The following is a 12,778-nucleotide window of genomic DNA, read 5'->3' as shown; positions in this document are numbered from 1 at the left end:
CCTCTGATGCGCTGGTAATGTTCCCATGACTGCTTTTGACGCTGTGCTTTTCGACTGTGACGGTGTGCTGGTGGACAGCGAATCCATCACCAATCGCGTGCTGTGCACCATGCTCAACGAATCCGGCTGGGCGATCAGCCAGGAACAGTGCACGCGTGACTTCATCGGCAAAACGGTACGCAGCCAGGCGACCGTGATCGAGGCCCATACCGGCAAGCCGCTGACCGATGCCTGGATGGCCGAGTTCTACGAGCGCCGCAATGCCGCGCTGAGTGCCGAGCTGGTCGCCATCGACGGCGCACTGGAAGCGGTCAGGCAGATTCATGCACTGTGCGATGGACGCATTGCCTGCGCCTCCGGTGCGGACCGTGCCAAGGTGGAGATGCAGCTCACCAAGGTGGGCATGGCGCCTTATTTCGAAGGCCACGTCTACAGCGGTCATGAAATGCCGCGCAGCAAGCCCTTCCCCGATGTGTATCTGGCTGCGGCCGAGGCGCTGAAGGCCGATCCTGCCAAGTGCTTGGTGATCGAGGACACCATGACCGGGGTTCAGGCCGGCGTGGCAGCAGGTGCCACCGTCTGGGGCTATTTCCCGGCCGATCAGGGCCATGCCTCGGCAGAGCAGTTGCTCGAGGCCGGCGCAGCCTGCGTGTTCGGTGACATGGGGGATCTGCCCGCCATGTTCGACGCCGTGCGCAAGAGTGCCGCCAGCGCTTCGGTCGGCGAAGACGACGAGCACGACCTGCGCTGAAGCGCTCTCAGTCCCAGATCGACAGCGCTTCGCGCAGGTGCTTCGTGGGCTGATCGTCGATCACGCTGTTGTGCAGCAGTATCACGCGCTGCACGGGCCAGTTTTCGACCTGCTTCACCCAGCTGCGCACGGCGGCCCTGTCCCTGACCAGCAGGCGCACGGTGCGCGGCACGGTCAGGCGCTCGTGCCCGCCCGTCAGGCCCAGATACATGCGTACCGGCAGGCTTAGCGGTCCCTGCCAGCATTGCAGCACGTCGGTGGCGATGAGGCTGCCGCTGGCCGGGTGGAACCACAGCGTCTCGTCGAGCATGGGAAGGCCGTCCAGCCGCAGGCATTGCAGCTCGCCCGCCCAGAGCGCCTCGGAGTCTGGCGGCAAGGGCTCCAGCAGCGGCAGATCCGGGCGCTTGCGCAGCACCCCCTGGGTGCCATAGAGCCGGGCCTGGGGATAAAGCCTGGCCAGCTTGCCCACGAACAGATGGTGCATGGCACTGGGGGCCACAATGGTTTGCAGCGGCCCCAGGGCATCGAGCGCCGCTTTCTGCTCGTCCGTCAGCGGTACGGCAGAGTGCGAGAACAAGCTGCCGTCAGCCAGCCGGATCACGGTCATGCGGGTGCTGACCTTCATTCCTGCATTGCTGAAGTGATAGCTGAGAGCCCAGACTCCGTCAGCGATTGCCTGCCAGGTTTCTGTGGATTTGTGCACGGCGAACTCCTTGCGTCAGACGGCACGCTGGCCGGCGGTCTTGCGGAACTCCGAAGGGGACAGCCCTGTCCAGAGGCGAAAGGCGCGGATAAAGCTTTTGTCGTTGAGAAAGCCGCAGGCCTGGGCCACGCGCTTGATGGGGCGGCTGGTGCGCAGCAGCAGCGCAATCGCGCGCTCGCGCCGGATATCGTCCTTGAGCGCCTGCAGCGAAACACCTTCTTCCTTGAGCTGGCGGTGCAGGCTGCGCTGCGACAGATGCAGCTGGCGCGACAGGGTCTCGGCGGTCTGCTGCTCCTCCCCGCTGGCGGCCAGCAGATGGCGCACGCGCTGCACCAGCGTCTTTTCGCGCTGGTAGGGGCGCACCTGAATCGGCAGTGCGCGCTGCAACATGCGGTTGAGGGCTGCCTCATCGCGCGCCAGCGGTGCCTGCAGCCAGCGCGCTTCGAACTGCAGGCTGGCAACTGGCGCCCCAAAGGCAATGCTGCCCGGCGCGAACAGCACCTTGTAAACATCGGCATGCGCGGGCTCGGCAAACGGGAAGCTGGCATGCAGCAGGCTGATCGGTTCGTTGATCAGCCAGCTGGCAAAGCCGTGGATATTGCGCAGCACCGATACCATGCAGAACTCGCGCATGCTTCCCAGCGAGCGGCTTTCATGCAAGGTGAGTGTGGCAATGCCGGCCTGCTCGCCGAGCTGCAGTTGCAGGTCCTGCGCAATCAGACCGTGATGGCGGCACCAGCGCGCCAGCGCCAGGCCCAGATGGGGGGCGCTGATGCTGGCACGGGCCAGCATGCCGTAGCTGCCCCAGGGCAGGCGGCGCTCGAACCAGCCCAGGGCCTCGTCGTCGAGTTCGCGCATGGCTGCATCGGAAAGCGCCTCCATCTGCAAGGCCGTGATGCGCTCTTCGGGATCGTTTATCAGCTCTGGCGGGATTTGTGCCTTTTCCAGCGCGCCAAGCGCTGACATCTGCCTTGCTTCATAAGCACGGACAATCGCTTGGACAAACGCCATGGGGGTAATTGCCGGGTGCGATTTGAGCACGGAGCTGGCATGGTGTGGCAGTGGAGTCTTGACCAGGGAAGGGGTGAGCATTTGGCAATTATTGCAACCTTGCTGACCTCTTCTGAACAGGGCTTGCCCTTATTCTGAGATGCAGAAAACGGTGCTGAATGGACGCTGTGCAGCCAGTTTGCGGTTGGCTGCCGGCACGCAAGGAGACACAAGACCATGCCATCGCAAGTGAACCCGCTGACCGCCAGCTATGCCAAGGGGCGCACGGATGTGCCGCTGATCGAGCAGACGATAGGTGATTTTTTTGCCGCAATGGCAGAGCGCCAGGGCGCGCGTGACGCGCTGGTCAGCCGTCATCAGGGTCTGCGCTACAGCTATGCCCAGCTGTATCAGGCTGCGCGCCAGCTGGCCAGCGCACTGCTGTCTCAAGGGCTGGTCAAGGGGGACCGGGTAGGTATCTGGAGCCATAACAATGCCGAGTGGGTGCTGATGCAGCTGGCTACGGCTCAGGTAGGACTGGTGCTGGTCAATATCAACCCGGCCTATCGGACCTCTGAAGTCGAATACGCGCTCAACAAGGTGGGCTGCAAGGCGCTGGTGTCCATGCCGCGCTTCAAGACCAGTGACTATCTGGGCATGCTGCGCGAGCTGGCGCCCGAGCTGGCGAGCTGCGCACCAGGCCAGCTGCAATCCAGGTGCCTGCCTGCCTTGCGCACGGTGGTGTGGATTGACGCGGCCGGCTCAGGTGCGGCCGGCCCAGGTGCAGCGGATCTGGACGTCGAACAGCCCGGCATGCTGCGTTTTTCGCAGCTCATGGCGCAGGGCACCAGTGCGGATGAGCGCATTGATGCCATTGCTGCCACGCTCAGCAATCACGATCCCATCAACATCCAGTTCACCAGCGGCACCACGGGCTTTCCCAAGGGCGCGACGCTGACGCACCGCAACATTCTCAACAACGGCTTTTTCATTGGCGAATGCATGCGCCTCACACCCGAGGACCGGCTTTGCATTCCCGTGCCCCTGTATCACTGCTTCGGCATGGTGCTGGGCAATCTGGCCTGCTTCACACATGGCTCGACCATCGTCTATCCGAATGACGGCTTCGATCCCATCACCGTGCTGGAGGCGGTGCAGGCCGAGAAATGTACGGGCCTGCATGGCGTGCCCACCATGTTCATTGCCGAGCTCGACCACCCGCGCTTTGCCGAGTTCGATCTCTCCACGCTGCGCACCGGCATCATGGCCGGTTCGCCCTGTCCCATCGAGGTGATGAAGCGCGTGGTGCGCGACATGCATCTGAGCGAGATCACCATCGCCTACGGCATGACGGAAACCAGTCCCGTGAGCTGCCAGAGCGATGCCGATACGCCGCTGGAAAGGCGTGTGGCCACCGTGGGCAAGGTGCAGCCGCATCTGGAGGTGAAGATCGTGGACCCGTCCACGGGCGAGATCATGGCGCTCGGCCAGTCGGGAGAGCTGTGCACGCGCGGTTATTCCGTCATGCACGGCTACTGGGACGACGAGGCCAGAACCCGCGAGGCCATCGATGCCGAGCAGTGGATGCACACCGGCGATCTGGCGACCATGGACGCCGAAGGCTATGTGAATATCGTGGGCCGCATCAAGGACATGGTGATCCGTGGCGGCGAGAATATCTACCCGCGTGAGATCGAGGAATTCCTCTATCGCCACCCCAAGGTGCAGGACGTGCAGGTGGTGGGCGTGCCCGATGTGCGCTATGGCGAGGAGCTGTGTGCCTGGATCATCGTCAAGCCCGGCCTGGAACTCGACGAGGACGAGGTGCGCGACTTCTGCAAGGGCCAGATCGCGCACTACAAGGTGCCGCGCTATATCCGCTTTGTCCAGGCTTTCCCGATGACGGTGACGGGCAAGATCCAGAAGTTCAGGATTCGCGACGAGATGATCGAGTTGCTGGATCTGCGCGTGATCAAGACAGCCTGAATGCCATGCTGAACCATGCCTGCGTCTGCAGCCCAGGGGCCCGCATCGGCGGGACCCGGGCTGAGGCATGTTCCGGCTCAGTGCGCGCCGGTTTCGGCCTTGGGAAGACCGGCGGCTCGGCGCGCCACCACGAGGCGCTTGCGCATGGCGATTTCCTGCATGTCCAGCTCGCTGACCAGGCTGCGCAGCGACTCGTCGTTGATGCGGTGGGCCTGTCTTTCGGCGTAGTAAAAGTCCCGTTCGGCATGAATGCACTCGATCCGGGTCTCGATCTCCATCACATAGCGCAGCTTGCGCTGACGCACGACTTCGGGCGCCTCGCGCAGCAGCTCTATGCTCTGCGCGGCACCGCTGCCGTCGTCCAGCAACTGGATGCGGTTGCGGTACTCCTGGGTCAGGTGACCGTTGACCTCCTGGCGCATCGCCACCCACTCGGGGTCGCGGCGCTGCATTTCTTCCTCGCTCAGCGTGAGCTTGGCCATGGCCGCCATGCAGGCCTGTTCGCGGGCCAGGCGCTCCTCGCGCACGGTGGGCGACTCCTCGTGCGGGGGCAGATGGCGCAGCACGATGGGCAGGCCCACGGCACCGATCACCAGCGTGAACAAAATCGTGCCAGTGGCGAGAAAGACCAGCATGTCGCGGCCCGGAAAGGGCTGGCCGTTGTTCAGCAGCATGGGCACGGACAGCGCACCGGCCAGCGTGACCGCACCGCGAATGCCGGCCAGCGTGGTGGCCAGATTCAGCAGCTTGGAGGGGCGCTCGGTCATCTTGCCCTGGCGGTGGGCGCGCAGCAGCGAGCCATGCACGCCCAGCACCAGCCAGATCCAGCGCATCAGCAGCAGCGCGAACGAAATGGCCGCCACATAGCCGACCAGAATCCACCAGTCATGGCCGGCCTGATGCAGCGGCACGCCGATGATGGATGGCAGCTGCAGGCCCAGCAGCAGGAAGATGGCGCCGTTGAAGGCAGCTTCCACCATGCTCCAGGTGCCTTCGGTCTGCAGGCGTTCGCTGATGTAGCTGCTGCGCTCCAGGTCGGCGAAATTGGTGGCGATGCCGGCGGCCACGGCAGCCAGAATGCCGGAGACACCGATCTTCTCGCCCACGATATAGGCGGCAAAAGGCAGCAGCACCAGCAGCAACACCATCTGCGTGGCTGCGACATCGCCCAGGCGACGCGTGATGGTGCCGCGCGCATGGCTGAAGCCCCAGCCTATCAGCGCACCCACACCCAGGCCGCCGACGGCCATCCAGGTGAACTCCTTGGCGACTTCGCCCCAGGAGAACATGCCGGTCAGCGTGGCTGCAATTGCAAATTTCAGCGCCACCAGGCCCGATGCGTCGTTGAGCAGCGACTCGCCCTCCAGCACATGCATGGTCTTCTCGGGCATGCCCAGATTGCGCGTGATGGCCGAAACGGCCACGGCATCGGTGGGCGAGATCACGGCGGCCAGGGCGAAGGCCACGGTCAGCGGAATCTCGGGAATCATCCAGTGGACGAGATAGCCCAGGCCCAGCACGGTGAACAACACCAGGCCCAGGGCCAGCAGCAAGATCGGCTTGGCCAGTGCAAAGAATTCACGCTTGGGAATGCGCCAGCCGTCGGCGAACAGCAGTGGCGGAATGAAGAGCAACAGGAACAGCTCGGGGTCGAACGCGATGTGCAGGCCGGCTTGCGGCCAGGCAATCAGCGCACCCAGCGCGATCTGAATCAGAGGCAGGGGAATGGCCCGGATATAGCGGGCCACAATGCCTGTCAGCGCTCCCAGCAGCAAGACAAGCAGAACAGTTTCAACAGCGTGCATGAGGCATTTTCTTCAACTGCAGTGGCAGCGCTGTGTCTGAGCAAGAAAAAAACCAAGTTCTCACATCAGTTATCAAGCGGCAAAGTACGAGCCGCAACCCCTGAAACAGGCATGTGCCAAGCACGGGGCGGCCAGCAAGGGCCGTCCCGCAGCGAGGCCGCCGTCCCCCTGAAGGGGAAGCGGCGCAGCCGCTCAGGGAGCAATCATTTTTTAAGAGGCAAGCGATGAGCATTCTGGGCACACAACTGAATCCGCGTTCGGCAGATTTCCTGGCCAACGCCGCAGCCATGCAGGCGCTGGTCAATGAGCTGCATGCACGCTGCGATCAGAACGCGCTGGGCGGCAATGAAGCCGCGCGCGCCAAGCATGTGGCACGCGGCAAGCTGCTGCCGCGCGAGCGCGTGCAGCGGCTGCTGGACCCCGGCACGCCATTCCTGGAGCTGTCGCCGCTGGCCGCGCTCAATATGTACAACAACGATGCACCGGGCGCCGGCGTGATTGTCGGCGTGGGCCGCGTCAGCGGCGTGGACTGCATGATCGTCTGCAACGACGCCACCGTGAAGGGCGGAACCTACTACCCGATGACGGTGAAAAAGCATCTGCGCGCGCAGGAAGTGGCCGCGCAGAACCGTCTGCCCTGCATCTATCTGGTCGACTCCGGCGGTGCCAACCTGCCCAATCAGGACGAGGTCTTTCCCGATCGCGAGCACTTCGGTCGCATCTTCTACAACCAGGCCAATATGAGTGCTCAGGGCATCGCCCAGATCGCCGTGGTCATGGGGTCGTGCACGGCAGGCGGCGCCTATGTGCCGGCCATGAGCGACGAGTCCATCATCGTCAAGAACCAGGGCACCATCTTTCTGGGCGGCCCTCCCCTGGTCAAGGCCGCCACCGGCGAGGTGGTCAGTGCCGAGGACCTGGGCGGCGGCGATGTGCACACGCGCCTGTCGGGTGTGGCCGATCATCTGGCCGAGAACGACCTGCATGCACTGGCGCTGGCGCGCCAGGCGGTGGCAAACCTGAACAGGGACAAGCCCGCCTCCCAGGCCGATCATGCGCCGGCGGCCCCCTTGTTCGAGAGCGAAGAGCTGTATGGCGTGATTCCCGTCGATACGCGCAAGCCCTTCGATGTGCGCGAGATCATTGCCCGCATCGTGGATGGCAGCCAGTTCGACGAGTTCAAGGCCCGCTTCGGCAACACCCTGGTCTGCGGCTTCGCGCGCATCGAGGGCATGCAGGTCGGCATCATCGCCAACAACGGCATTCTGTTCTCCGAGTCGGCCGTCAAGGGCGCACACTTCATCGAGCTGTGCTGCCAGCGCAAGGTGCCGCTGGTGTTCCTGCAGAACATCACGGGCTTTATGGTGGGCCGCAAATACGAAAACGAAGGCATTGCCCGTCACGGCGCCAAGCTGGTCACGGCCGTGGCCACGGCAGCGGTGCCCAAGTTCACCATCATCATCGGCGGCAGCTTTGGCGCGGGCAACTACGGCATGTGCGGCCGCGCCTATTCACCCCGCTTCCTCTGGATGTGGCCCAACGCGCGCATCAGCGTCATGGGCGGCGAGCAGGCGGCCAGCGTGCTGGCCACCGTCAAGCGCGACGGTATCGAAGCCAAGGGCGCCAGCTGGAGTGCGGAAGAGGAGGAGCGCTTCAAGGCGCCCATCCGCCAGCAGTACGAAGACCAGGGTCATCCCTTCTACGCGACGGCACGCCTCTGGGACGACGGCGTCATCGATCCCGCCGACACGCGCCGCGTGCTGGCCCTGGGTCTGGCTGCGGCACGCAATGCGCCGATTGAGGACACCCGCTTTGGTGTCTTCCGCATGTAAGCACACGGAGGCCCGAACATGATGCGCTGCACCGTCTCCGCCCTGATGCAAGCTCTGCTGTGTGCAGCGCTGGCATGGCCCATGGTGGAGCAGGCCCGTGCCGAGGTGCAGCAGTTCGATGCGCGCATTCCGGTCTGGGTGCCGGAGGCCGGCAGCACGCCCGCGCGTACCGCCGAGCTCGCAGGCCATGTCTATCGTCCCCGGGGTCTCGGCCCCTGGGGGCTGATCGTGCTCAGCCACGGTACGCCCAGCGGCAAAGAGGCGCGCGAAGCCATGACCGATCGCTACGGCCCGCAGGCGCGCGCTCTGGCCGAGCTGGGCTATGTGGTGGTGACGGGTTTGCGCCGCGGCTATGGCGCATCGGACGGTCCTCTGGCTGACCGCTACGGCAGCTGCGACGACCCCGACTATGGCCATGCATCCCAGGAGGCCGCGCGCGATGTGGCGGCCATCATGGCTTACGGGCAGAAGCTGCCCTATGTCGACAGCACGCATGTGGTGCTGCTGGGCAAGTCTGCCGGCGGCTTTGCCTCGCTGGCGCTGGCGGCACAGCAACCCGCAGGTTTGCGCGGCGTCATCAATTTTGCCGGTGGCCGCGGTTCGCAGCAGCAGATGCGTGAGAAGACATCGGTCTGCGGCGAGGCGCAACTGCTCAAGACCGTGGCCGGCTTTGCCGCCACCAGCCAGGTGCCCCAGCTGTGGATCTATGCCGAGAACGACAGCTACTTCCGGCCGCCGCTGGTGCGCCAGATGGCGCAAAGCTATCTGGAGGCAGGCCGCAAGCTGACCCTGGTGTTCGTGCCGCCAAGCGGCGCGGAAGGACACCAGTTTTTTGACCGGGCAGCCAATATCGGGCAATGGCTGCCGCAGGTCCGTGAATTCCTGATGCAGCAGCTGCCGGGTACGGCAGCTGCGCAACTGCAAAGCCATAACTCACTGGGAGACAAGCCATGACCGCTTTGACTTTGACCGTGGACGGCGGCATCGCCCGCGTTACGCTGGCTCAGCCTGCCATTCGCAATGCCTTCAGCGATACGGCGATTGCCGAGATCACCGCCGCCTTCCTCCAGGTCGGCGAGCGTGCCGATGTGCGCGCCGTGGTGCTGGCCGCCGAAGGACCCGCATTCTGCGCGGGCGCGGACCTGAACTGGATGCGCCGCATGGCCGATTACTCGCGCGACGAAAACCGCGTCGATGCGGGTCTGCTGGCCGAGATGCTGCGCGTCATCTACGAATGCCCCAAGCCCACGATTGCGCGTGTGCAGGGCGATGTCTATGCGGGCGGCATGGGCCTGGTGGCCTGCTGCGATATGGCGGTGGCGGCCGACACGGCGGGTTTCTGCCTCAGCGAGGTCAAGATCGGCCTGATTCCCGCCACCATCAGCCCCTATGTGATCCGCGCCATGGGAGCCAGGGCCGCGCACCGCTACTTTCTCACGGGCGAGCGCTTTTCGGCGCAGGAGGCACATCGCATCGGCTATGTGCACGAGGTGGTCGATGCCGACGGGCTGGATGCCGTGGTCGACGGCTGGCTCAAGCATTTGCTGAGTGCCGGCCCCGCAGCGGTGCGGGCCTGCAAGCGCCTGGTGCTGGACATGGCCGAGCGCGAGATCAGCGAGCAGCTGATTGCGGCGACCGTGGAGTCGATTGCCACCATCCGCGCCAGCAGCGAAGGCAAGGAAGGCGTGCAGGCCTTTCTCAACAAGCGCAAACCCAACTGGCTGCCCGGATGAGATGACAGACCTGGCGGCCGGGGCGCTTCAGCCTGCGGGCTCGCATAGGGAATGAACACCATGGATATCTGGCAAACCATCATCGACTGGCTGCACCGCACCGGCCTGCATATCGACCCCGATACTGCCAGGGCCGTGGGCGATGCTGCTGGCCAGGTCACAGACGTGGCCGCCAGGGCCGGGCAGGCCGTGGGGCAGATGGACATGGCGTCCATGCTGGCGCTGGCGGCAGCTCTGGGCTGGGCCAGCGGTTTTCGCCTCTATGCCGTGGTGTTTGTCGTGGGCCTGCTGGGTGCCAGCGGTCTGATGCCGCTGCCCGGTGGTCTGCATGTGCTGCAGCACCCGATGGTTCTGCTCATCAGCGGTGGCCTGCTGTTCGTGGAGTTCTTTGCCGACAAGATTCCCGTGGTGGATTCGGTCTGGGACCTGTTCCAGAGCGTGCTGCGCATTCCGGCCGGTGCGGCGCTGGCGGCCTCGGTCTTCGGCGCCGACAACACCACCATGGCCATGGCCGCCGCGCTGATGGGCGGCACGCTGGCCGCGACCAGCCAGGCAGCCAAGACCACCACGCGTGCCCTCATCAATACCTCGCCCGAACCTTTCTCCAACGTGGGAGCCAGTCTGGCGGAAGACACTGTGTCGCTGGGCGCCATCTGGCTGGCGCTGACCAATCCGCTGGTCTTTGCTGCCGTGCTGCTGGTCGTGGTGATTGCGATGTGGCTGGTGATCTGGGCGCTATGGCGCTTTCTCAAGGCGATTTTTCGACGCCTGCGCGGCAGTGACGATGCGCAGGAACCATTGCAAAAAACATAGCTGCTTGCGTCTGATGGATATGCGCTGAGCGGTGATTTGACCGATAAACGGAGACGATATGTTCAAGAAAATTCTGATTGCCAATCGCGGTGAGATCGCCTGCCGTGTGGCCGCGACCGCCCGCCGCATGGGTGTGAAGACCGTGGCCGTGTACTCGGATGCCGATGCCCGGGCCAAGCATGTGGCGGCCTGCGACGAGGCCGTGCACATCGGCGGCAGCGCGCCCAAGGACAGCTATCTGCGCTGGGAACGCATTCTGGAGGCTGCCAAGGCCACGGGTGCCGAAGCCATCCACCCCGGCTATGGCTTTCTCTCCGAGAACGAGGACTTTGCCAATGCCTGCGCAGCGGCCGGCCTGGTCTTCATCGGCCCGCCCGCCAGCGCGATTCGCGCCATGGGCCTCAAGGCCGAGTCCAAACAACTGATGGAAAAGGCAGGCGTGCCGCTGGTGCCCGGCTATCACGGTCACGACCAAAACCCCGAGCTGCTGCAGCGGGAGGCCGATCGCATCGGCTACCCCGTGCTCATCAAGGCCAGCGCGGGCGGCGGCGGCAAGGGCATGCGCCTGGTGGAAAAGAGCGAGGACTTTGCGGCCTCGCTGGAGTCCTGCAAGCGCGAGGCCATCAACAGCTTCGGCAACGATGCCGTGCTGATCGAGAAGTACGTGCTGCGCCCGCGCCATATCGAAATTCAGGTGTTTGGCGACACGCAGGGCAACTGCGTCTATCTGTTCGAACGCGACTGCTCGGTGCAGCGCCGCCACCAGAAGGTGCTCGAGGAAGCGCCGGCACCCGGCATGACTGCCGCGCTGCGCCAGAAGATGGGCGAGGCCGCCGTGGCCGCCGCCAAGGCCGTGAACTATGTGGGCGCGGGCACGGTGGAGTTCATCGTCGAGCAGCCCGGCGGCTACGACCAGCCCGAAGCCATGAAGTTCTACTTCATGGAAATGAACACCCGGCTGCAGGTGGAGCACCCCGTGACCGAAGCCATCACCGGCGAGGATCTGGTGCGGTGGCAGCTGCTGGTGGCTTCGGGGCAGCCTTTGCCCAAGGCGCAGTCGGAACTCCGTATCCAGGGCCATGCCATCGAGGCACGCATCTGCGCCGAGAACCCCGAGAACAACTTCCTGCCCGCCACCGGCCATCTGGCCGTCTATCGCAAGCCCGAATGCAGCAGCTTCGAGATCAGCGATGTGCGCGTGGACGACGGCGTGCGCGAGGGCGATGCGATCAGCCCCTTCTACGACTCCATGATCGCCAAGCTCATCGTCCATGGCGAGGACCGTGCCCAGGCGCTGGCGCGTCTGGACGCGGCACTGGCCCAGACCCACATCGTGGGCCTGACGACCAATGTGCAGTTTCTGCGCCAGGTGGTGAAGAGCCAGGCTTTCTCCAATGCCTTGCTCGATACCGCGCTGATCGAGCGCGAGCGCGAGGCCTTGTTCGGCAAGGATTTCGTGGGCCGCGACCTGGCTGTCGCCGCCGCCATGGCCTGGCAGCTGCAGGGCGAGCAGGCCGCGCAAGGTGCAGACCCCTTCAGCCGCCGCGACGGCTGGCGCATGTCGGGTCGCTATGTGCGCTCCTTCGGCTTTGCCTACCGCGGCGAGGACTTCACGGCCGGCCTGGCCTACGGCCGCGGCACGCAGGCGGCGCAGACCTATCAGCTCGGCATTGGCGAGGGCGAGAGCCGCAGCGATGCCACGCTGCAGTGGCGCGCACTGGCCGACGGGCGGCTGGAGCTGGGCCTGGACGGCAGGCGCACGGTGGTCGTGGTCCATGCCCAGGGCGACCAGCTGTCCATCTTCACCGAAGCGGGCAGTGCCCAGATCACCGTGGTCGACCAGCTGGCCCATGCGGGCGACACCGGCCATGAAGGCGGGCGCCTGACGGCGCCCATGCCCGGCAAGGTGGTGTCCTTCACCGTCAAGGCCGGCGACAAGGTCAGCAAGGGCCAGCCGCTGGCCGTGATGGAGGCCATGAAGATGGAGCACACGATTGCCGCCCCCGGCGATGGCGTGGTGCTGGAGCTGCTGTATGTGCCCGGCGACCAGGTCAGCGAAGGCGCCGAGCTGCTGCGCATCGAGGTGGCTGCCTGATCCGCCCAGGGTTGAACTGTTTAACAAAAAGAGCAGCTTGCGCTGGACTATCAATGAATTCAGTCACTTT

Annotated in this window: 10 protein-coding genes; 7 read left to right on the top strand and 3 right to left on the bottom strand. The window is 64.8% G+C overall.

Annotated elements, in window-relative coordinates; translation table 11 throughout:
- The first annotated feature begins 25 nt into the window (after window positions 1–25).
- Window positions 26–751: an HAD family hydrolase gene (locus tag DJFAAGMI_RS16405; protein WP_211457924.1), complete on the top strand. Its 726-nt coding sequence runs from the start codon at window positions 26–28 to the stop codon at window positions 749–751.
- A gap of 7 nt (window positions 752–758) precedes the next feature.
- Here the strand turns inward: DJFAAGMI_RS16405 and DJFAAGMI_RS16400 are convergent, their stop codons facing one another.
- Window positions 759–1,454: a DUF4336 domain-containing protein gene (locus tag DJFAAGMI_RS16400; protein WP_211457923.1), complete on the bottom strand. Its 696-nt coding sequence runs from the start codon at window positions 1,452–1,454 to the stop codon at window positions 759–761.
- A gap of 15 nt (window positions 1,455–1,469) precedes the next feature.
- On the bottom strand, window positions 1,470–2,546 hold the full coding sequence (locus tag DJFAAGMI_RS16395; RefSeq protein ID WP_211457922.1) for an AraC family transcriptional regulator: 1,077 nt from the start codon (window positions 2,544–2,546) through the stop codon (window positions 1,470–1,472).
- Window positions 2,547–2,681: 135 nt separating this feature from the next.
- Between DJFAAGMI_RS16395 and DJFAAGMI_RS16390 the strand changes: the two genes are divergently transcribed.
- Window positions 2,682–4,430: an AMP-binding protein gene (locus DJFAAGMI_RS16390; RefSeq protein ID WP_211457921.1), complete on the top strand. Its 1,749-nt coding sequence runs from the start codon at window positions 2,682–2,684 to the stop codon at window positions 4,428–4,430.
- Window positions 4,431–4,507: 77 nt separating this feature from the next.
- Here DJFAAGMI_RS16390 and DJFAAGMI_RS16385 read toward each other — a convergent pair whose 3' ends face one another.
- Window positions 4,508–6,235 carry a Na+/H+ antiporter gene (locus tag DJFAAGMI_RS16385; RefSeq protein WP_043005396.1) on the bottom strand — a complete coding sequence of 576 codons (1,728 nt, stop codon included), beginning with the start codon at window positions 6,233–6,235 and terminating at the stop codon, window positions 4,508–4,510.
- A 224-nt stretch (window positions 6,236–6,459) separates the two neighbouring features.
- On the opposite strand from DJFAAGMI_RS16385, the gene DJFAAGMI_RS16380 reads away from it, so the two are divergent.
- Genes DJFAAGMI_RS16380 through DJFAAGMI_RS16360 form a run of 5 tightly spaced genes read left to right on the top strand, consistent with a single transcriptional unit; the run spans window position 6,460 to window position 12,708 of the window.
- A complete protein-coding gene (locus DJFAAGMI_RS16380) occupies window positions 6,460–8,067 on the top strand; it encodes a carboxyl transferase domain-containing protein (RefSeq protein ID WP_211457920.1) in 1,608 nt (535 codons plus the stop codon).
- Between the two features lie 18 nt (window positions 8,068–8,085).
- Entirely contained in the window at window positions 8,086–9,021 is a 936-nt protein-coding gene (locus DJFAAGMI_RS16375) for an alpha/beta hydrolase family protein (protein WP_211457919.1), read from the top strand.
- Complete coding sequence (locus DJFAAGMI_RS16370; RefSeq protein ID WP_211457918.1) at window positions 9,018–9,800, top strand: enoyl-CoA hydratase/isomerase family protein; 783 nt, start codon at window positions 9,018–9,020, stop codon at window positions 9,798–9,800. Before DJFAAGMI_RS16375 ends, DJFAAGMI_RS16370 begins: the two co-directional genes overlap by 4 nt.
- A 60-nt stretch (window positions 9,801–9,860) precedes the next feature.
- The gene (locus tag DJFAAGMI_RS16365; RefSeq protein WP_211457917.1) at window positions 9,861–10,613 is read left to right on the top strand and encodes a DUF4126 domain-containing protein; all 753 of its coding nucleotides are present in this window, start codon (window positions 9,861–9,863) and stop codon (window positions 10,611–10,613) included.
- Window positions 10,614–10,671: 58 nt separating this feature from the next.
- Window positions 10,672–12,708, top strand: coding sequence for an acetyl/propionyl/methylcrotonyl-CoA carboxylase subunit alpha (locus tag DJFAAGMI_RS16360; RefSeq protein WP_211457916.1), 2,037 nt, complete (start codon window positions 10,672–10,674; stop codon window positions 12,706–12,708).
- The last annotated feature ends 70 nt before the right edge of the window (window positions 12,709–12,778 follow it).

Origin of the sequence: Comamonas brasiliensis (assembly GCF_018292285.1) — a bacterium.
Taxonomy (GTDB): domain Bacteria; phylum Pseudomonadota; class Gammaproteobacteria; order Burkholderiales; family Burkholderiaceae_C; genus Comamonas; species Comamonas brasiliensis.
Note: the sequence above shows the minus strand (reverse complement) of the source record. Positions and strands in the feature narration are given on the sequence as shown.